13 protein-coding genes are annotated in these 21,670 nt (G+C 45.4%); 7 read left to right on the forward strand and 6 right to left on the reverse strand.

The genetic code is table 11. From position 1 onward, the window contains the following. Positions 1-46: 46 nt before the first annotated feature. Positions 47-466: an HIT family protein gene (locus J3U75_RS05640; protein ID WP_267390955.1), complete on the forward strand. Its 420-nt coding sequence runs from the start codon at positions 47-49 to the stop codon at positions 464-466. A 535-nt stretch (positions 467-1,001) separates the two neighbouring features. Here J3U75_RS05640 and dnaJ read toward each other — a convergent pair. Both dnaJ and J3U75_RS05650 read right to left on the reverse strand, forming a co-directional pair. Continuing rightward, a complete protein-coding gene (gene dnaJ / locus J3U75_RS05645) occupies positions 1,002-2,111 on the reverse strand; it encodes a molecular chaperone DnaJ (RefSeq protein ID WP_267390956.1) in 1,110 nt (369 codons plus the stop codon). A 276-nt stretch (positions 2,112-2,387) separates the two neighbouring features. Further along, complete coding sequence (locus J3U75_RS05650) at positions 2,388-4,262, reverse strand: ribonuclease catalytic domain-containing protein (RefSeq protein WP_267390957.1); 1,875 nt, start codon at positions 4,260-4,262, stop codon at positions 2,388-2,390. A gap of 893 nt (positions 4,263-5,155) precedes the next feature. On the opposite strand from J3U75_RS05650, the gene J3U75_RS05655 reads away from it, so the two are divergent. After that, positions 5,156-5,383, forward strand: a complete 228-nt coding sequence (locus J3U75_RS05655; RefSeq protein WP_100141044.1) for an exodeoxyribonuclease VII small subunit — start codon at positions 5,156-5,158, stop codon at positions 5,381-5,383. Then, positions 5,367-6,263, forward strand: a complete 897-nt coding sequence (locus J3U75_RS05660; protein WP_267390958.1) for a polyprenyl synthetase family protein — start codon at positions 5,367-5,369, stop codon at positions 6,261-6,263. Before J3U75_RS05655 ends, J3U75_RS05660 begins: the two co-directional genes overlap by 17 nt. A 98-nt stretch (positions 6,264-6,361) precedes the next feature. Here the strand turns inward: J3U75_RS05660 and J3U75_RS05665 are convergent, their stop codons facing one another. Beyond that, positions 6,362-6,931, reverse strand: a complete 570-nt coding sequence (locus J3U75_RS05665; protein ID WP_267390959.1) for an L-threonylcarbamoyladenylate synthase — start codon at positions 6,929-6,931, stop codon at positions 6,362-6,364. A gap of 103 nt (positions 6,932-7,034) precedes the next feature. Between J3U75_RS05665 and J3U75_RS05670 the strand changes: the two genes are divergently transcribed. Further along, positions 7,035-7,778: a HesA/MoeB/ThiF family protein gene (locus J3U75_RS05670; protein WP_267390960.1), complete on the forward strand. Its 744-nt coding sequence runs from the start codon at positions 7,035-7,037 to the stop codon at positions 7,776-7,778. Positions 7,779-7,827: 49 nt separating this feature from the next. Here J3U75_RS05670 and J3U75_RS05675 read toward each other — a convergent pair whose 3' ends face one another. Together J3U75_RS05675 and J3U75_RS05680 are read right to left on the reverse strand one after the other, a co-directional pair. Beyond that, positions 7,828-9,030, reverse strand: coding sequence for a CynX/NimT family MFS transporter (locus J3U75_RS05675; RefSeq protein WP_267390961.1), 1,203 nt, complete (start codon positions 9,028-9,030; stop codon positions 7,828-7,830). 25 nt (positions 9,031-9,055) lie between these two features. Further along, on the reverse strand, positions 9,056-9,955 hold the full coding sequence (locus J3U75_RS05680) for a patatin-like phospholipase family protein (protein ID WP_267390962.1): 900 nt from the start codon (positions 9,953-9,955) through the stop codon (positions 9,056-9,058). A 1,137-nt stretch (positions 9,956-11,092) separates the two neighbouring features. Here J3U75_RS05680 and J3U75_RS05685 point away from each other — a divergent pair. The 3 genes from J3U75_RS05685 to J3U75_RS05695 are packed head-to-tail and all read left to right on the forward strand — an operon-like array spanning position 11,093 to position 18,080. After that, on the forward strand, positions 11,093-13,453 hold the full coding sequence (locus J3U75_RS05685; RefSeq protein ID WP_267390963.1) for a type I restriction-modification system subunit M: 2,361 nt from the start codon (positions 11,093-11,095) through the stop codon (positions 13,451-13,453). Next, a complete protein-coding gene (locus tag J3U75_RS05690) occupies positions 13,453-14,838 on the forward strand; it encodes a restriction endonuclease subunit S (protein ID WP_267390964.1) in 1,386 nt (461 codons plus the stop codon). The genes J3U75_RS05685 and J3U75_RS05690 overlap by 1 nt, the downstream gene beginning before the upstream one ends. Next, positions 14,835-18,080 carry a type I restriction endonuclease subunit R gene (locus J3U75_RS05695; protein ID WP_267390966.1) on the forward strand — a complete coding sequence of 1,082 codons (3,246 nt, stop codon included), beginning with the start codon at positions 14,835-14,837 and terminating at the stop codon, positions 18,078-18,080. The genes J3U75_RS05690 and J3U75_RS05695 overlap by 4 nt, the downstream gene beginning before the upstream one ends. A gap of 1,000 nt (positions 18,081-19,080) precedes the next feature. Here J3U75_RS05695 and J3U75_RS05700 read toward each other — a convergent pair. Continuing rightward, a partial coding sequence (locus J3U75_RS05700) for a YadA family autotransporter adhesin (protein WP_267390968.1) occupies positions 19,081-21,670 on the reverse strand: 2,590 nt, incomplete at its 5' end.

The following is a 21,670-nucleotide window of genomic DNA, read 5'->3' on the forward strand; positions in this document are numbered from 1 at the left end:
CTCAGGTGACGTCAAACAAACCGATACACCAGAGAGGAGACCCATCATGCAGCAGTACGACCAAAATAACATCTTCGCCCGAATCATCCGTGGTGAAATTCCTTGTCATAAAGTATATGAAGATGCACAAACACTGGCCTTTATGGATGTGATGCCGCAGGCGCGCGGCCATGTACTGGTGATTCCGAAATGCGAAGCGGTAGAGTTAACTGACATGCCAGACGATTATCTACAAGCAGTATTCAATGCAGCCAGAAAAATCATCAGTGCCCAACGTAAAGTGTTACACCGTGATGGCGTTGTTCAGTTGCAGTTGTCCGGTGAGCAGGCTGGTCAATCTGTGTTTCACTATCATATTCATTTAATTCCCGGCCACATCCATGAACTTGCCAAGCATGAAAGCACACCGGCCGATCAGGCAGAGCTGGCACAGTTGGCCGCGCAGCTACGCGGTGAACTAGAATGAAACTTCAGTTTGATACAATAATTATCCACAGATTTATCCACAGATAATCAATTCAATAATATAAGTGAAAAATAAATTAATCCTTTATTTACAAGGATTTCAGAACAAAAGCTAAATTTTATTCAGACAAATACATTAAATTTGTCCACAATATATTTACCCAGACTGCCACCTTTCCACATCGCTTCTGTAGAAAATCATACAGAAGCGATTTTTTACTTGGAGCTATATCAAACAGATTGCCTGTTGAGATTCAGCTTAATCAGCTTTGGCTCTTCATACCAGCCATAATCCGAGTATTTAGCAAACTTTAAACCGGCCAAACACCGACTAACCTTTTTCCCGAACAAGAAAACGACACCACTCAAATTAAAGCATACTGCCTACCGGCTCAGCCTTAAACAGCCTGATTCTTGGCCAAATACAACAAAAGCCCGCTGATTTCATACCATCAGCGGGCTTTAACCTTGCATAACCAATGTTGATTATTTATCTTTCTGGACTATACTTTTCTAAACCATTCTTTCATCACAGCTTATTCAAACAGGTCACGCAGCTTGTCCATAAACGACTTCTGCCGTGGGGTCTGTGCGCGGTCCATACCAGTAGAAATCTTCTCAAACTCTTCCAGCAATTCACGCTGCCTATCTGTCAGATTTACCGGCGTTTCTACCACAATGTGACAATACAAATCACCCACAGCGGCCGAACGTACAGATTTAATGCCTTTACCACGTACACGCATACGGCGGCCTGTTTGCGTTTCTTTTGGAATATTCAGCTTAACCTTACCATCCAGCGTTGGCACTTCCACCTCTCCGCCAAGCGCCGCAATCGTAAAGCTAATCGGCAGCTCACAATGCAAGTCCATACCATCACGCTCAAATACCGGATGGGGACGCACATTCACCAGCACATACAAATCACCAGCCGCAGCACCATGCTTACCCGGCTCACCCTCACCACTCAGACGAATACGCTGGCCATCATCAATACCGGCCGGAATAGATACCTCCACCGTCTTACGTGTTTTAACCAGACCTTCACCATGGCATTTAACACACGGGTCTTTAATCTGCTTACCACTGCCATGACAAGTTGGACAGGTTTGCTGTAGCTGAAAAATTGCCTGCCGTACATGCACCACACCACTGCCGCCACACATACTGCAAGTAGTAGCAGAAGTACCCGCCTTAGCTCCACTGCCATGGCAGACATCACATTCCTCATGCGTAGGTATGGTAATTTTTTTCTTTATACCGCGCGCAGCTTCTTCCAGCGTGATTTCCACTTGATATTGCAGATCAGCACCCTGATGATTCTGCTGCTGCCTACCACCTGCACTGCCACCAAACATCTGGCTGAAAATATCACCAAAATCGAAACCGCCGGAAAATCCTCCGCCGCCACCCATATTACCGTCTACGCCGGCATGTCCAAACTGATCATATGCCGCACGTTTTTGTGAATCAGACAAAACTTCATAAGCGCGCTGTACTTCCTTGAATTTTTCTTCCGCACTCTTATCGCCCTGATTACGGTCGGGATGGTATTTCATAGCCAGCTTGCGATAAGCCTTTTTGATTTCCTCATCCCCTGCAGTACGGGTTACACCCAGCACTTCATAAAAATCTACTTCAGTCATAATTTTATTCCAAAGGTTTTCCGGCAGACTGTACCAGTACAACAGGTTGCCTGAAAAAAACCGGATAATAGAAATGCAGCCCATATATGGGCTGCATCTATAAAAACAAGATATTAAAACAAAGTTAATTCCGGCTGAAGCAAAAAGGCCGGTTAACGCCGGCACCAACAAGCACAGACAAACACCATAACAACGATTGCGAATAATCTAAACCAATCGGCATCTGTATCCGCATCCAATAGCTGAATCGGCTCGATACAAAACTCATTTACCCCCTCAGACACCATTCTGGGGCAACAAAGCATTGATATAATTTAGTCCCACACTCACCTGCACAAGGTCTACACCAGTTATCGCTACTTTCATCCTGCTTTTAGGCAAAGCATCAACAGGTATCCCGCTGACTCTGCTAACCAGCGGCAAACCCTCTATCCGCACCAAATCATCGCGGATTAACTGTGCATTCAATTCCTGCAAACGCTCCTGCTGAATATAAATCAGACTCCAGTATGCCTCCATATGGCGCTGAAAATCATTATAGGTAGCATAAGTAGATTCAAAATCCCGCAATACCGCAAACAACATCGCATCCTGCGGCTCAAAGCGGGGAGAAGCATGCGGGTCAAGCAAACTAATCAGCTGTTTTTGATTAATATAATCAGTAGCGCGACGCAGCGGTGATGTAAACCATGCATAATGTTTCAGTCCCAGACCAATATGCGGCTCAGAATGCGTACTCATCCTTACCCGTCCCGTAGGCTGAACACGAAACAAACCCGCCATATCCGCAGCATCCAGCATCTGAGCCCAAGTACTGTTGGCAAAAATCATCAGCTCACTTACCAGCATATCAATTGGCGCACCTCGCTCGCGCACACAGATACGCACCTGATTACCCGCTTCCAGCTTAATACCGTAATCATACTGAGACGGGCGAGCCGGATCATATTTTCCGCGTGCCTGCATTCTGGCCACGGCAAAATCATACAGCCAGTTCATTTCTTGCTGATGCGGAAAAATCTCATCATCTGTGCGCATCTGTTGCGGCTGAAAGGCCTGCTCAATATGTTCAATACGTAAATTACGATCTACATAAACCGACTCAATACACGATTTACAATGCACAATCTCAAACTGAGGATTCACTTCAGCATATAGACTGATAGCCGGCCGGCTATCACCCTCATCCAAACTAAAAGCAGCTACCCAGTTATCCGGCAGCATCGTGATTTTTCCGCCCGGATAATAAACCGTACTTAGGCGTTCAAATATCAGCTTTTCCAGCGCCGAATCAGCATCAATGGCCAAGGAAGGTGCAGCAATGTGAATACCCACCAGCTTATTACCATTGGGCAGATCACGTACACTAAACGCATCATCTACCTCACTAGTATCCGCATCATCAATCGAAAATGCCCGCACCGCCTCATCAGCAACAGGTAAATTGCCAATATCCGGCAACGGATAATCTCCGCATGCCACCCCATTAGGAAACTCGGCAAGTAGAAAACCATCCAGAAAGTAGTCCGGCAGCGCAGGCACAGCACCTACACTCTGCATCAGCGCAAACAAAGATATTTTTTTCTGCTCAGCGGCTTTTATCACCGCCTTATAACTCAAACTTTGCTTATCAGGAGCGTGCAAAATCATCTTTGCATCAGCAGCAATAGCAGCAGGTAGGTGGCCGGCAAGCAACTCTTCAATCCAGCTATTAATTTGTTCTTCCTGCTGTTTGCGCCGTTCAATCGCCGCCAAAGCCTGCTGCAAAGTTTCTGCCGGTGCAGCCTTAAACACCCCTTTATTCTTCTTATAAAAGTACATAGGTGCCGCATAGAGCGCCATTAAAACCGCAGCAAGTTCAACCTGACCACTATTACTACCGAAATATTCAGAAGCAGCCTCGGCTGCCGTAAATTCAGCTTCCACCCCCACAGCTTCCCACAACAGGCCGATATCAATACCGGCGGCGGCAGCACTGGCCTGCTGTAAAAACTGCACAGCATCACCCTCAAACACCAAAAAAACATGGCTGGATTTAATTTTTGCCCGTTTGCCATGCTGTGTATTCACCAGAAAAGTAGCCTCATTTTCCTGAACCACTTCGGCTACTTTAAACTGACCGGACTCCTCATAAAAAATATGTTTACCCATAACGCCTACTTAAACCTAAGAAACTACCCAAGCAACCTGTAAAAACGATTCAGAACACAGCATTTATTCGATTATAAACAAATAGACTGACATCCAGCTTACACAGAAACCACCATAGTATTAACCTATAGACATATCAGCATGAATAGCCCGCCAATACTCCCCCTCAGGCATTTCTGTTATACATAAATTTAATTATCAAAACATACAAATTAAATAGTTCCATGTTTTAATTTTTAAATAAAACAATCACCCCAAGTTAGCACAACATAATTATGCCTTAAACAATATTATGCTTTAAAACCAGTAAAATAAACAGCAAAAAAACACATTCCAGCAAACAAATTTCATCAAAACAAATAAAAATTATATAATTCCATATAAATAATCTACACAATATTCATCTTTAAAAACGCTGAAATACTCTATCCGAGCTGCCCAGTCTTAGTGTGCCAGACATATTTATGCTATTAAAATAAATACTACGGGCCATACTTTACACCCATTCCTTCATTCAGCTCGTTTCCCTATTTTCAACCACCTTTAAAGCTTATGACTGATAGAATTTATGAATATATAAATAAAATTTATGAGCAGAATATTCGAATTCATACAAAACACATTCTTCAGTATATTCAATCCATGATTTAAAGCATCCATGAATCACAGCCAGACAACCACACCTTACCACTTATTAATCAGAAAAAAGTTAACAAAAAATTATCAGTATTATTAACAGCAATTCACAGCTCAGAAACATAATCTACCCGCAGTCGCATTACACTACAAAACTTCAACCCTACTGCTATTCAGCCGACCACTGAGCATATCCACAGCAAGAGCACCACAGCCAGTGTTACAATATTCCCGATAATGTCTAAAGACCCCACATGATGAAGAAAATCACACCCAAGAGCTATGAAGAAGCCATCCAGCAACTGGAAAAAATTACCGAATCAATGCAAAACAATGATCTGCCATTAGAAGAAGCGTTAACCGCTTACGAGTATGGTCAGGAATTGGTGCAATACTGCCAGCAAAAACTGGCCGAAGTCGAACAAAAACTACAGGTATTGGACAACGGCGAATTGAAGGAGCTGAAACTTGAAGCAGGGGAGTAACTTTGCCCACTGGCAACAACAGGTACAAAACCATACCGAACAAACCCTAAATCGCCTATTGCCCTTATCTGACGAGCTACCGGCACCCCTGATTGATGCCATGCGCTATGCTGCGCTGGATGGCGGCAAGCGCTTGCGTCCGATGCTGGTTTTCGCTGCTGCCGAGCTGGGAAACAATATAGCAGAGGCTGTGGATAACGCCATTGCCGCAATCGAATGTATCCACATTTATTCACTGGTACACGACGATATGCCCGAAATGGACAACGACAGCTTGCGTCACGGCAAAGCTGCCTGCCACATTCGCTACACACCAGCCACCGCTTTACTGGTTGGCGACGCGCTGCAAAGCATGGCATTCAGCCTACTCAGCCGGCCCACCACACTCTCACCCGAGCGTCAGCTGCAAATGGTACAGACACTGGCTCAGGCCGCCGGCTGTAGTGGCATGGCTGGAGGACAAGCCATTGATCTGGCCTGCGTTGGTAAAAGCCTGAATCAAAATGAACTTGAGCATATGCATCAGCTCAAAACCGGTGCACTAATCCGGTCAGCCGTAGCCCTTGGCGGACTCTGCTGTAACGATATCGAACAGCACCAACTTACTGCTCTTGATGCCTATGCCTGTCATTTGGGTTTGGCTTTTCAAGTAATAGATGATGTACTCGATTATGAACAGGATAGCGGCGTTCTGGGAAAAACAGCCGGAAAGGATGCGCAGGCCAATAAACCCACCTATGTCAGCCTGCTGGGTCTGGCTTCAGCGCGCCGATATGCTGAAAATTTAGTACAAAAGGCCTTGGAAGCACTGGCTGGTTTTGACCATCGCGCTGAGCATCTGCGCGAGCTGGCTCAATTTGTCATTGCCCGCAATCATTAGCAACATCATCACCGCACAAACCCGCGTGAATTTTGATAACAGATACTAAGATTTCTGCCCCAGTAAACGCTATCAACGATTCACAAAGAGACCGGCAATCAACGCAGCCGTTTACCTGACGCCCAGTCAATAATCTGGCTGGGTTGCCTGCGACCACCGGTTCGTCCGCCAAGAATCAACACCTGACGCCCAAACTGACGTCTAACCTCACGCTCCGTTTTACAGGCTTTTTTACCAGCCCGATTGCATGAAGTGGAGACCAGTGCCGTACCGGTTGCTTTGCACAGAAACCGTGCCGTAGCCAGATCAGGAATACGTACCGCCAGATTGTGTCGACCACGCCCCCGCAGCAAAGGCAGAACTCGCTGCCGTGCTGGTAACAACAAAGTTTTAGGTGCTGGCCATTCGCGCATAATAGCTTTAGATTCAGCTGCAGACACAGGTGCCAACAATGGCCGCAATTGTGCAAAATCAGCACCAATCACAATCAGCCCCTTATGCTGAGCCCTTTTTTTTAGCGCAATCAGCCGGCGTAACGCCGGAGCATAATCAGGCAAACAGCCAAGCCCGTAACTGCCTTCCGCCGGATAGGCAATCAAGCCGCCCTTGTGCAGAAACGCTTGCAGATGATGTAAAAATCGACCGGCCGGCCGGACACGATGGTGCATAAGTATTCAGAGAAATATAGCTAAGCCCTTATAATAGCAGGGCACAACCATCCACACTACTACTGCATCTTCGGCCACCATCATCCAATCAAACGAGGCTCCCATGATTACCGATGAACAACTACTGCGTTACAGCCGCCATATCTTACTGGATAAACTGGACATAGCCGGACAGCAGGCCATTCTCAGCGCACGCGTACTGATTATCGGAGCAGGTGGTTTAGCACATCCGGCGCTTACCTATCTGGTGTCCAGCGGCGTAGGGCATATCACCGTAGTGGACAACGACAGCATCGATATCAGCAATCTGCAACGGCAGTATTGGTTTAACGATTCCGATATAGGCGCAGATAAAGCCAGCGTCTTGTGCCAACGCTTACAGGCTCATCACACACACACACAACTGCATCCCGTTGTTGCCAGAGCAGATGCTACTCTGCTGCAAAAGCTTGTACAGGATGCCGACATAGTACTTGATTGCACCGACAACTTTGCCAGCCGCCGTTTGATTAATCAGGCTTGTTTTACAGCCCATAAACCACTGGTTTCGGCCTCAGCACTGATATTTTCCGGTCAGCTGGCAGTATATGATTTTCGCGACGGCCATGGTCCCTGTTATCAGTGCCTCTTTGAAGGTGAAATGAATGATGAAGGTGCCAGTTGTGCCAAAAACGGCGTATTTGCTCCCTTACTCGGTGTCATGGGCGCCGCGCAGGCTGGCGAAGCATTAAAGATCATCACCGGTATTCAACCTACCGGCTGCTGGCTGCACTGCTTTGATGCACAACGCTTTCAATGGCAACGCTTTCAACTGGCACCAAACCCAGACTGTCCGGTATGCGGATAGCCAACTTTATACATAAAATCCTGTGGATAAACTTGTGGATAATTATCTATTATTGAAAATCAGCCAGCTTCCGATCCTGACCAGCTTTCCAGCCGGATACTGTAATCACCAGCGCAGCAAAAAACATCAGCACCAACGCAGGAAACCATGAATGCATGATGTCGTGTAACGCCCCCATCAAAACCGGCCCTACAGCAGCAAACAAATATCCACAGGTCTGTGCCATACCAGACAACAATACGCCCTCAGTTACACTGCTACTGCGCAGACTGAAAAACATCATACTCAGACAGAAAGCACCACTGATACCGAGACCCAGCAGCAGCACGGCTGGAAAATAACAGCTACGCCATGGCGACATCAGCAATAACACAGACAGTATCAGCGATACCCCACACAATGCGCCAATCCACTGCTGCTGTTTTAATCTGGCGGCATAAATTGGTATTAGCAGATTAGTTGGCACCATTACCAACTGCATCAGCCCAAGCCAGCCTCCGGCCTCAGTAGCAGACACACCAGCTTTGGCTACAATCTGCGGCAGCCAGCTTACCGTGGAATAAAACAAAAATGATTGAAATCCCATAAACAGCGTCACCTGCCACGCCAGCGGATTACGCCACAAATGTACCGTTACCGGCCGCGAACGCACAGCCGCTCTGGGAATGGCATTCGCTGTTTTAAAAGGCAGCCACCAGATCACCATCGCTACCAGAGCTGGCAATACCCACGCCACCAAAGCGCCACGCCAGCCCCACAAGTTACTATGCGCTAAAGGGGCACTCAATGCCGAACCGGCAGCACCACCTACATTCATAATCAAGGCATATAATGCAGTCACCAAGCCCATCTTAAACGGGAAGTACTGTTTTACCATACTGGGAATCAGCACATTACCCACAGCAATAGCACAGCTAAGCAAAGTTGTACCCGCCAGCAGCAAAAATAGCCCACTGCCACAACGCAACACCAGCCCCAGCGTCAGCACCCACAGAGCAAAAAATACCATCTGCTCCGAACCAAAACGCGCTGCCAGTCTAGGAATAAAAATAGAAAACAAACCAAAGGTCAGCAGCGGCACCGTCGTTAGTAAGCCAGCCAGCGTACTACTGATGTGCAGCTGTGCCTGAATATTCTGCAATAAAGGTCCAACACCCGTCAGCGGACCACGCAGAACAAAAGCCAGTGCCAGAATAGCCACAAAAAGACTAAGACGACGCTGTGTTTTCGATACAATCGAATCTTTTGTCATTACTTCACCAAATTACCCATTCCCCTTAATCCTGTACATTAAGGCTGAAGAAATCTTTAAACACCGGCCATTGCTGCAGAAATTTTTGTCCACACTCCAGCCCAGCCGCATAACTATAACGCAAACGGCTAGCATCCTGGCACAGGCGTCCAGCCATTTTGCTATTTTCCGGCGGATTGATTTCAAAAATATACCGCGAGTGTTCAGGCCGGCGCATCCATGCCAGCGTAGCATTATAATGCTTTACCCGCTGACGCAAAGCCCGAGCAAACCCATTGTCAGGCAAGCGCCGTGCCAGCAAAGCATCACCAAATCCACCTTTCTTAACATAAGCATGCGCACGTGTACGGATAACAACAACACCGCCGATATTCGGCTGCGACAGCGCCCATCGCACCGGCAAGGCATCAGCCACACCACCATCAAAATAAATTTCACTACCGATGGGTACCGGTTTACGAATAATAAAAGGGATAGAGCTAGAAGCACGCAGCACATCTAAAAAATTTTTGGGTTCAGCCTCAGCATAATGTGCCTCCCCTGTAACAGCATTACTAAGCACAATTCTGAAATTACGCTTCTGTGCAAACATACGTTCGCAGTCGAGCGGATTTTCCTGCTGTACCACTCGCCATAACCAGTCTATATCCAATAAATCACCACCACGGATAAAACGAGACCAGCTGATAAACGGCCTCTGGCACGACTGATTCATCAGCACATCCAGATTACGACCGGTTTGCCCAGACAAATAGCTGGCAATCGTACTTGCACCAGAAGATACACCAACCAGCAAAGTAAACGGATTAAAGTCTGCCTGCAAAAAAGCATCTGTTACCCCACTGCTGAAAGCGGCACGCATACCGCCGCCCTCCACAACCAAAGCAACCTGCATCCCAGACGGTTCCCGCTGCACACTACACATGGTTTATCATATCCATGTTTATGTAATAATAGATAAATATTAATAAATATATAATACACACAGGCGTAAGACAATAAAAGCTGATTCCAACTACATATTATCCAACTGCATTTAACCAGCTCTTTTTGAAAACAACTATACAATCCACTATTTGTACCGTCGTCAGTAACTTCCGTTTTATCACCAGATAAAACAAAATCAAACCGGCGTATCAAACAGCGAATTATCGCTTTTTGGGTACAACGGCCGCTGAATTAAAGTCAGTAATGTTGAAATCACAAATAATGATTAGCGGTTCTACACCAAATGTCATCGTCCTTTGAAACTGCTTAATGAAATTTCAGAAAAAGAAGCTTAGTTTAATCATGCATCGGTTCTAAAATACTGCCTTGTGTTAACCGAAATCAAAAGGCGAGCCAATACGATACAACTCATCACCTTGGGTAGCAAAACGAATACAGTGGTAACAGCAAATATTGGTTCGTGACTTGGACACGGAGCATTTCAAAAGAAAAAACACGCTCAAATATGCGACACAGGGTTACACAGCGTCACCTAGCACTTAATTATGACAAAAAGATAAAAATATTCAGATACCGAAAGGATTAACATCCCATTTGTAAAAACTGCGCCTTACACTTACTACTAAAATGATATGTTGCCCCGTTTATCTTTGAATCACGCCACGTTTTGTTATTGCTCAAACATCAACACAAACAGAAGCAATTATTTTCATTTGAGAACACAATTTTTAAATAAAACTTAGAAGCCGCTTATCAAAAGCATCTTCATTAAAATCAGCCCAACTCATCTCACCAACATACCAATAGCATCAAACCAATATCAACATTTTTATTTAGTTAATACTCTGATTCGAGTGTAAAATTCAAGCTATATCTAATCTTTGGGCTCAGAGCAACCATCACCAGCGCTATGGTTTCTCATCCATATCTTGCTGTTCAGCCTAAGGGGTTTGTAAAAACATCTGTGTCATACGTCACCCCCACTGTATCTTTCTTTGTTTTGCATCGCTTGCGATGGCACACAGAGCAGGTATCATCTCGCCTACAGCATTCTGAATTGAATTTTTTGCCTGTGCGCATTTGTACTCTGGCTGCAATCTTTTCCGAGGAACTCATGACAAACACTAATTTTTCCCAAACGGCTGCGTTTATCTGGTCGGTGGCAGATTTACTGCGTGGAGATTTCAAGCAGTCTCAGTACGGGCGCGTGATCCTGCCCTTTACCCTGCTGCGCCGCCTAGAGTGTGTATTGGCAGAAACGAAAGATGCAGTGGTGGCAAAATATGATGAATTTCAAACCAACACACTGCCGGAAGAAAGCTTAGAAATGCTTCTGCAGCACGCCAGCGGACTTACTTTTTACAATACGTCTAAGATGGATCTAGGTAAATTGGGGCAGAACGACATCAAAGCCAACCTAGAAAGCTACGTACAGGCGTTTTCACCGGATGCGCGTGAAATCTTCGATCACTTTAAATTCAGTGAGTTTATCGGCCTGCTGGAAGATGCCAACTTGCTGTATAAAGTGGTGAAAAAATTTGCCACTACCGACCTTAGTCCAAAAGCGATATCCAACTATGAAATGGGGCTAGTATTCGAAGAGTTGATCCGCCGTTTTGCAGAAAGCTCAAACGAAACCGCCGGTGAGCACTTCACCCCACGTGATATCGTCCGTTTAACCACCTCTCTGGTATTAATGAAAGATGATGAAGTGCTGGTCAAGGACGGTATCATCCGCACCATTTACGACCCAACCGCCGGCACAGGTGGTTTTCTCTCTGCCGGTATGGAATATGTGCACGAGCTGAATCCTAAAGCTGTCCTATGTCCTTTTGGCCAAGAGCTAAACCCAGAATCCTACGCCATCTGTAAAGGCGATATGCTCATTAAAGGTCAGGATGTCAGCCGAATTAAACTGGGCAACACCCTCTCTAACGACCAGCTACCACTGGATAAATTTGACTATATGCTCTCTAACCCGCCATTTGGCGTAGACTGGAAAAAAATAGAGGGCGATATTATTGATGAGCATATACAAAAAGGATTTAGCGGCCGCTTTGGTCCTGGCCTGCCGCGGGTTTCCGACGGTTCGCTATTGTTTCTACTGCACCTGATCAGCAAAATGCGCAACAACCATAATGTAGATGATAGCGTCAGCCACGGCAGCCGTATCGGAATTATTCTTAATGGCTCTCCGTTGTTTACCGGTGGAGCGGGCAGTGGTGAAAGCGAAATCCGCCGCTACATTTTGGAAGCCGATTTGCTGGAAGGCATCATCGCATTGCCAACAGACATGTTCTACAACACTGGCATTGCCACCTACATCTGGATACTTTCCAACAAAAAAGCGCCTGAGCGTAAAGGCAAAGTACAGCTAATTGATGGCACCAACCTGTGCGGCAAAATGCGTAAATCATTGGGCTCCAAGCGAAATATGTTGGGCGAAGATGATATCAAACTGATTACGCAAATCTTTGGTAATTTTGAAGTAGTGACTGCTACCCCCCTAAAAGAACTGGGTTTGGAAAAAGCTAAGGAGCAAAAATCCAGCCGTGGCCGCCAGCCTGCCACCGCCAAAACCGAAGCGCCGAAAACCTTCGCCAGTAAAATCTTTAACAATACCAACTTTGGCTACCGCCGCCTGACCATTGAGCGCCCGCTGCGGATATCTGCTCAGGTGACGGATGAAGCAATTGCAACACTACGCTTTGCACCGAAACCATTTAACGCGCCAATGGAACGTTTGTATGATGAGTTCGCGTTCCAGTGGCAGGACGACACCTACGGCGATTTCTCGGGGATGGAAACCGATGCGCGTGCCATCATCAAAGCCGAATTTGCCGAGCTGAAAGAGAAGCAGATTAAAGACCTGCTCGACAGCAAACTGTGGCTGGCGCAGCGCGGGTTAATGGAAAAAGCACAGCAGATACAGGCAGCTCTGGGTACACAGGCGGGTGGCAAAACGCTGGTGAGCAATGACTTCAACCAGTTCCAGTTGACCCTGAAAGAGGCCATCAAAACAGCTGGCGTGAAGCTGGATACGAAAGAAAACAAACAGTTTATCGATGCCATCACTACCAAAAACCCGGATGCCGAACCAGTGGTCAAGAAAGTGCTGAAAAAAGCCCCTCAGCCGCTGTACGGTGCGTTTGAATATAAAGACAAGGTTGTTGAGTTTGAGCAGGACGGCGAGCTGCGTGATAACGAAAATGTACCGCTAAACCCAGCCTTATCCAACAGCGACCTGATTGAAAATTACTTCAAAACAGAAGTGCTGCCGCATGTGAATGACGCGTGGATCAACGCCGATAAACGTGATGCGAAAGATGGTGAAGTGGGAATTGTCGGTTACGAGATTCCGTTTAACCGCCATTTCTATGTTTATCAGCCACCGCGCCCACTGGAGGAAATTGATGCCGATCTGGATGCGGTCAGCGCCGAGATTATGAAGCTGCTGCAGGAGGTACATTCCTGATGGCTAAGTATAAGGCCTATCCAGAGTATAAGGATTCGGGAGTTGAGTGGCTGGGTGAAACTCCTCTAAATTGGCATATTCATTCACTAAAACGTGCGGTTGATAGTTGTACGAATGGCGTTTGGGGGGGGGAGCCTGATGATAAGCATGATTTAATTGTGCTCCGAGTTGCTGATTTTGAGCGTCAGTCATTTAAGATTTCTGATTCGAAACTAACGACAAGGTCTATTCTTCCGAAAGATAGAGGTAGCCGTTTGCTTAAAAAAGGCGATTTATTAATCGAGAAATCAGGTGGCGGTGAAAAGACTTTAGTTGGTTGTGTTGTTTTGTTTGATAAAGAATACGAGGCAGTTACTTCAAACTTTGTTGCAAAAATGTCCCCAAGGGAAAGCTATGATAGTCATTTTTTGACATATGTGTTTTCACAGCTTTATGCAGGGAAAGTAAATTACCCATCGATTAAGCAAACAACGGGCATTCAAAACCTCGATGCAGATGCTTATTTGATGGAAAAATTCTGTTTTCCTCCCATGCATGAGCAACGAAATATTTCATGCTTCCTTGACTACGAAACCGCAAAAATCGATAACCTGATCGAGAAGCAACAGCAACTGATTGAACTGCTGAAAGAAAAACGTCAGGCAGTGATTAGCCATGCCGTTACTAAAGGGCTAAACCCTGATGTGCCGATGAAAGATTCTGGTGTTGAGTGGTTGGGGGATATACCGAAGCATTGGATACCCGCACGCCTAAAATATCATACACGCCAAATTGTAGATGGTGCACACTTCACACCTACTTACACTGAAAAAGGTATCCCATTTTTACGGGTGACTGATATTCAGGATAAATACATTGATTTTGATAATATAAAATTCATTCCTGAGCATGAGCATAAAGAATTAATTAAAAGATGCAGGCCAGAAAATGGTGATTTACTGTTGTCAAAAAATGGTACTATTGGCGTTCCTAAACTTGTTGACTGGGATTGGGAATTCAGTATTTTCGTTAGCCTGTGTCTGATAAAGTTTAAGAGCACGCTAACCCCTGAATATTCAGAGTTTTATTTCAAAAGTCACGAAATCAAAGAACAAATTTTTGGTTTAATTAAACAAAGTACTGTAATTAACCTGCACTTGGATAAAATTCAGAATTTTTGGTTCTGTATCCCTCCATTAGAAGAACAATATAAAATTGTTAACTATTTAAATGAAAAAATAGATACTCTTGAATGTTTAATTGAAAATGCAGAATTGACAATCCGACTTGCACAAGAACGCCGCACCGCCCTGATCTCCGCCGCCGTCACAGGAAAAATCGACGTCCGCGATTGGGTTGCCTCAGATACGCAAGACATTGAGGAGCTACAGGAGACCGCTGTATGAGCATGGACAGCACCAAAGAGCTGATTTTCCAGAATGACATAATCGCTCAAATGGAAGAGAGAGGCTGGATCCGTGGAAAAACCGACGGCTACGATCGCGAACGTGCGTTTTACTCGCAGGATACGCTGACCTTTGTGCAGACTACGCAGCCACAGGAGTGGGAGAAGTTTGCCAACATTTATCCCACCGATACCGAGCGTCATTTTCTCGATGCGCTGGTGGCACAGCTGAAAAAAGCGGATATCAACGCTACCGATAGGCAGTCGCGCACCTACGGCACGCTTGGCGTGCTGCGCCATGGTATTAAAAGCCATAGTGCGCGTTTTTCTCTGTGTCAGTTTAAGCCAGAACATAACCTCAACCCAGATACACTAACGCGCTACAAGCAAAATATCTTTCGTATCGTGCCGGAGCTGATTTACAGCCCGCATGCGTCAAAAGCAGCATTGGCAGAAACGGGGGTCAAAGCCAAGAAATGGCGTATTGACCTGGTATTGTTTATTAATGGCCTGCCAATCGCAACACTGGAACTGAAATCTGAATTTAAGCAGGCAGTACAAAATGCCATTACACAGTATAAACAAACGCGTTTGCCCAACTCTGGTACCAATAAGTCTGAACCACTGCTCACCTTCAAACGCGGCGCACTGGTGCATTTTGCAGTTAGCCAGTACGAAGTGTTTATGACTACTAAACTCGCGGGTGATAAAACTTTCTTTCTGCCATTTAACAAAGGCACTCATGATGGCGGGGCGGGGAACGATAGCCCGCAAAATACCAACGACTACGCCACCAGCTACCTGTGGAATGAGGTGCTGTTGCCAGACAACCTGCTGAAAATTCTGGCCAGCTTTATGCACTTGCAAATCGTTGAAAAAGAAGATGCCATTGGCGTGAAGTACAAAAGCGAAAGCCTGATTTTCCCACGCTATCATCAATGGGACGTCGTAAACAAACTCATCACCGCCGCCACAGTAGAAGGCACCGGCAATAAATACCTGATTCAGCACAGTGCGGGGTCGGGCAAATCAAACTCTATCGCCTGGACAGCCCATCAGCTTTCACGCCTGTACGATGAAGATGGCGTAAAGCTGTTTAATTCGGTAATTGTGGTAACCGATCGTACCGTGCTTGACGATCAGCTACAGGATACCATCTATCAGTTTGAGCATCAGGATGGTGTGGTCGGCCGCATCAACAACAAAGAAGGGGACGGTTCAAAATCGGAAAAGCTGGCAAGTGCACTGGAAAATTCGCAACCAATCATTATTGTCACCATTCAAACCTTTCCATTTGTCCTAAAAGCGATTGAAAACAGCGTCAGCCTGAAGCAGCGCAAATATGCTGTGATTGCCGATGAAGCACACTCATCACAGAGTGGCTCTACAGCGCGTCAGCTAAAAGAAGTATTGATGACCGACGCAATGGATGACGATGTAGAGATATCTACAGAAGATATTCTAGATGCCACCATTGCCGCACGTAAAGGCAGCAACAACCTTAACTTTTACGCTTTTACCGCCACACCTAAAGCCAAAACGCTGGAGTTATTTGGCCGTCGACCAAATCCGCAAGAACCAGCTTCAAAAACCAATAAGCCACAAGCATTCCACGTTTACTCCATGCGTCAGGCCATCGAAGAAGGCTTTATTCTGGATGTACTGCAAAACTATATTAATTACAAAGTGGCCTACAAGCTGCTGCAAAAGCTGGATGATGAAGACCAAGAAGTCGACAGCAAAAAAGCCAAAATCAAACTAAATCAATGGGTCTTGCTTCACGAGCATAACGTATCACAGAAAGTGAAAGTGATAGTAGAGCATTTCCGCAAGCATGTAATGCAATTACTGGGTGGGCAGGCAAAAGCGATGGTGGTAACCAGTTCGCGTAAAGCGGCAGTGCGCTACAAGCTGGCATTCGATAAATACATTGCCGAGCAAAAATACGACAAAATCAGAGCCATGGTGGCGTTTTCCGGTGAAGTGGAATTCCACGAAGATGACCACAATAGCTTTGCACTGCTAAATCAAAAGTTTACTGAAATCAATATGAATCCAGGCTTAAAAGGTCGGGATATGCGCAAAGCGTTTGATACAGAAGACTACCAGGTAATGCTGGTAGCCAACAAATTTCAAACTGGTTTTGACCAGCCTAAGCTATGCGCCATGTATGTGGATAAAAAGCTGGGTGGCGTCGAATGCGTACAAACGCTATCGCGGTTAAACCGCACCTATCCAGGCAAAGCGGAATCAGACATATTTGTACTTGATTTCTACAACCAGCCCGAAGATATTTTGAGTGCTTTCCAGCCGTACTACCAAACAGCAACACTCACGGATGTTAGCGATCCACAACTCGTCTTTGATTTGTTTGCAAAGCTGCGTACCAGCGGTATTTTCCTATGGAGCGAAGTAGAGCAATTCTGCAAAGTATTTTTCAACAATAATTCACCCATTTCGGCCTTAAGCAATATCTGCAAACCAGCTGTGCAACGCTGGCAGCAACGCTACAATTCGGCGGTTGAGGCGTATGAGAATGCCAAAAAAATTGTTGAACTCACTAAGCAAACCGGCGATGTTGTGCTGATTACCAATGCGGAAAACACCTTCAAAGCATGCGAACAAGAAAAAAGTAAGCTGCTTATTTTCAAGAAAGATCTCGGCAGTTTTGTCCGTTTTTACGAGTTTATGTCCCAAATCGTCGATTACGATGATAAAGACTTAGAAAAGCTGAGTCTGTTTGCCCGCCATCTGCGTCCGTTGCTGCGTGAACAGCGCATTGAAGATGATAAAATTGATTTAAGCAACGTTGAAATGAGCCATTATCGTATTTCGAAGCTCTATCAGCAAAGTTTACAGCTACAAAAAAATGCTGAAGATGGCAAAATCAATCCAAGTAATGATATTGGTACGGCAAAACCAAAACACAAAAAAGAAGAGTTTCTGTCAAATATCCTAAAACGTTTGAATGAGCTTTTTATCACCGATAATCTAACCGATAAAGACTTAATTAATTATGCTTTCACAGTGCGCGATAAACTGTCAGAAAACCAAACTGTAATGGCACAGATTATGAACAACTCACCAGAACAGGTGATGCTAGGTGATTTCCCGAAAGCTATTGATAATGCCGTGTTGGAGAGCAATGACGCCCAGAAGGAAATGATGATGCAATACCTTTCTAATCCTGAACTGGCAAAGAACTTCGCTCGCGTAGTGTTTGATATGTTGAAAGGGATTTAACGCATTTTTATCAAAGAGTAGGGTAAATCCCAAATCCACTTGTGATACACCAAGCGTTAAACAAATTTAGTTTTGAGATTGAGGCGAGAATATTCGGGCCAAACTAAGCCTCAGCACATGCACTCCGGTATAAAAAGTATTTATATGGCAAATGTTGTCAGGATGGTGTTGTTTATAATATCTCGTTCGCTCATGCACCAAAAAACCTTGCCTCAAAAGAGGAAATTGAATTTATTACAGGCATTCACCACTGCCTTTGGGAAAAGTAAACAGCACAACTACCGCCTTTACAAGAAAGATATAAGAATAGTGATATTCATCGTATCCGGTTTAAATCATAAGTTTCGTGCCATATTGCCTATCTGTGGCCAGACAATCCAACTCATGATGCTATAAGCGATAACAATTATTTCCTTATCGCGCTAAAGCGCCATGGTGCTGGCCATTTTTAAACAGATAAATCTAGATTTTCAACATGATTCACATCATGGCATCTTTTATCGTTTCCTATATAGAAACCATATAAAGGCTGAGTAGGGTACGGCCTAGTGAAACATTGCATCACCATTACCAGCTCATAAAACAAACTCAAAACCAGTATTTGGTAAGGCATGCTCTTATCGGCGAAAATTACCTTACTAATCGTTAATGTTTAAATCAGGCTTTCTGTTCACCAACAGGCAGCCCGTGGTTTTAATGCCAAATGGAAACAATTAGATAGCGAGCGGATGAAAATCTGAAAAACATAAAATCAGCCAAAATTTATTGTTTTAGCAAGCTAAAACAAAACAGCAAACAATCCCTAGCGGAAAATATTTCAGCCTCAAATCTATACTTATTGTTTGGATAAATATCCACCCAGTCTGGAGCAAATCAACTTCACATTAAATGCAGTCAAACAAATGTATTGCCTGATAAATCTATCAATGAAAGCCTCAATAAAAAAACTTCCGGATTCTAAACAAATCCGGAAGTTTTATTCACGATTCAGCTAAAAGGTTTAGTTGTTGCTCCACTTGAAGCCAACACCGGCATTAAAGCCAACCTCTTTGCCAGTAGTGGAAACACCTGCACCCCAGCCGATATTACCGCTATTACTCATTGCCTTGTAGTTGGCGCCTACAGCGGTATAGCCACGATAAGTACCTACACCCACACCAACTGCCTGCTCACCGGCATTCAGAGAAGGCAGATAAGCACCGGATAAGGCCATGGCCAGAGCAGTACCAGAATAAGCACGACGCTCAGTACGCTGAACACGCTCATTTACTTGGTTCACATACTTATTGATGTTCGTAATCTGATTATTAACACCTTTAAGTTGAGCCACATTCACAGCATCAGTGTCAGCAGTACCAGCTGCAACACCAGTTATCTGACGGTATACACCCTTAGATGCATCACCCACAGATACCGCTCCTTCCGTACTTCTTGTGGCACGGATTGCTGCTGCCTGCTGCGATGTTGCAGTTACTGGAATATATCCCACTTTACCAGCAGCTGTGCTTGCTACTGATCCGGAGCCCAGAGCCACACCACCGGACTGTTTCACCTGAGCATTGCTGCCCAAAGCCACACCATTGGCAGCAGGAGCACTAGCTGAATCACCAATCGCTATCGCTGAAGAACCACTAGCCATTGCTGCGCCACCCACTGCTATTGAATCAGCACCTTGAGCAATTGATGCAGCTTTAGCAGAGTTGATCTTCGCATACTTGGTGCCATAATTCTGAATATTTTGCAAAGCATCAGCGACATTATTTGCTGTTACATTGCCACCAGTAGGCGTAGACGTATCGTATTTAGGCGGATTGATAGCATTCGAACCCGGTGTGTAAGATGTACCCAGACCTGATGCTATGGAAGCAATCTGGCTGCCAACAACTTGACTGATCGCGGTAGACAGACTATTCAATTGTGCGTCTGAAACCGTACCTGTTGGCAAACTATGTACCAATGTACTCAGATTATCCAAGTCTGTTTTCACATCCCACAACTGACCAGCATTAACTGCATCTAAAGAACCACGTGCAAGATTACCGGCTGCCACATTGGTAATACGCTGAGCTGTACCGCTGCCATGACTGGCATCATAAGCTCCCAACGTACCATTCCACTGCAAGGCATTCTTCGTCAGGTTAGTAATATTAGTGATCATTTCGCCTGTCGGAGTATCTTGCAAAATACTGGTGATTGTAGATAATCCGGTCGAAGTAGATGTTGATAAACTTGTCAGTCTTGATCTTTCGGTATACAGCTGGCCGCCATTTACAGCATCATGTGAATCTTGGTCAACTAAACCATCAGCCACATTGATGATCTTGCCATATTTTCCATCAAAATCTCGAGTAAGTTTATTTGGTCTTCCAGCATCAAACCCGTTTTTATCATCACTCCATTGCAGGCTCTTATCCTTCAGCTCTTTCACATCTTTTTGAGTATTGCCAAAGCTGGTAGACAGGCTGCTCAGACTGGTGCTCGTGTTTGTAGCCAGCTTATCCAGACTGTCACTGGCAGTACTCAAACTACGTGACAAACTCTCATATCCGGTAGACATAGAGTTGCTGATGCTGTTGATACCTGAAATTACAGTTGATGAAACTACTGTTGACAGACTATTCAGACCAGTGGAAGTAGAACCAGACAATGCATACAGCTGGCTACCGTTTACCGCATCAGTAGAATCCGCTGCCACGCGGCCTGCAGCTACATTGGTAATACGCTGAGCTGTACCACTACCATGACTGGCATCATAAGCGCCCAGTGTGCTATTCCACTGCAAGGCATTTTGCTGCAGGGTGGTCAGGTTCTGATTTGTGCTACTCAGACTGGATGTCAGGCTAGTCAGACCGGTTGAAGTACTGCTGCTCAGGCTGGTTAAGCCTGTGCTGGCACTAGCCAGTCCTAATTGAGTGGTGCTGGTCAACGTATCCACGCGATCATTGACCGTAGTCAAACCTGCTGATGTGGCACTGCTCAAGCTGCTTAGTCCAGTACTGCTGCTGTTCAATCCTGCCTGCGTCAAAGTAGACAGGCTGTACATCTGAGCACCGTTAATGGCATCACTAGAGCCGGCACTGATATTTCCGTCAGCAATACCGGTCAGATTCTGCGCACGACCGCCACGAGTGGCATCATAAGCGTTCACTGCATTGTTCCATTGCAGTGCATCCTTTTGCAGATTACCTACATTGGTATTGGTATCACTCAAACCAGTTGACAGACTGCTTACACTCTTAATTACTGTACTGAGGCTATCAGTAACGATGGTAGACAGACTACCCAACTGATTTTTGGTTACCTCATTCAGGTTAGTAGACAGGCTGCTTAGTCCGGTTGAAGTAGAACCAGACAAACTAAACAACTGGCTACCGTTAATTGCATCAGTAGAATCCAAGGCTACCCGGCCGGCCGCTACATTAGTAATACGTTGAGCTGTACCACCGCCATGACTGGCATCGTAAGCTGTTAGCGAACTATTCCACTGTAAGGCATTTTGCTGCAGGGTGGTCAGGTTCTGATTTGTGCTACTCAGACTGGATGTCAGACTGGTCAGACCGGATGAAGTACTGCTGCTCAGGCTGGTTAAG

This window comes from Snodgrassella sp. B3088 (genome assembly GCF_026535815.1).
Classification (GTDB): Bacteria; Pseudomonadota; Gammaproteobacteria; order Burkholderiales; family Neisseriaceae; genus Snodgrassella; species Snodgrassella alvi_E.

Bases quoted from the DNA above. Each gene is read 5' to 3' on its own strand.
- J3U75_RS05640 (WP_267390955.1), top strand. From the start codon at position 47: ATGCAGCAGTACGACCAAAATAACATCTTCGCCCGAATCATCCGTGGT.
- dnaJ (WP_267390956.1), bottom strand. From the start codon at position 2,111: ATGACTGAAGTAGATTTTTATGAAGTGCTGGGTGTAACCCGTACTGCA.
- J3U75_RS05650 (WP_267390957.1), bottom strand. From the start codon at position 4,262: ATGGGTAAACATATTTTTTATGAGGAGTCCGGTCAGTTTAAAGTAGCC.
- J3U75_RS05655 (WP_100141044.1), top strand. From the start codon at position 5,156: ATGAAGAAAATCACACCCAAGAGCTATGAAGAAGCCATCCAGCAACTG.
- J3U75_RS05665 (WP_267390959.1), bottom strand. From the start codon at position 6,931: ATGCACCATCGTGTCCGGCCGGCCGGTCGATTTTTACATCATCTGCAA.
- J3U75_RS05670 (WP_267390960.1), top strand. From the start codon at position 7,035: ATGATTACCGATGAACAACTACTGCGTTACAGCCGCCATATCTTACTG.
- J3U75_RS05675 (WP_267390961.1), bottom strand. From the start codon at position 9,030: ATGACAAAAGATTCGATTGTATCGAAAACACAGCGTCGTCTTAGTCTT.
- J3U75_RS05680 (WP_267390962.1), bottom strand. From the start codon at position 9,955: ATGTGTAGTGTGCAGCGGGAACCGTCTGGGATGCAGGTTGCTTTGGTT.
- J3U75_RS05685 (WP_267390963.1), top strand. From the start codon at position 11,093: ATGACAAACACTAATTTTTCCCAAACGGCTGCGTTTATCTGGTCGGTG.
- J3U75_RS05690 (WP_267390964.1), top strand. From the start codon at position 13,453: ATGGCTAAGTATAAGGCCTATCCAGAGTATAAGGATTCGGGAGTTGAG.
- J3U75_RS05695 (WP_267390966.1), top strand. From the start codon at position 14,835: ATGAGCATGGACAGCACCAAAGAGCTGATTTTCCAGAATGACATAATC.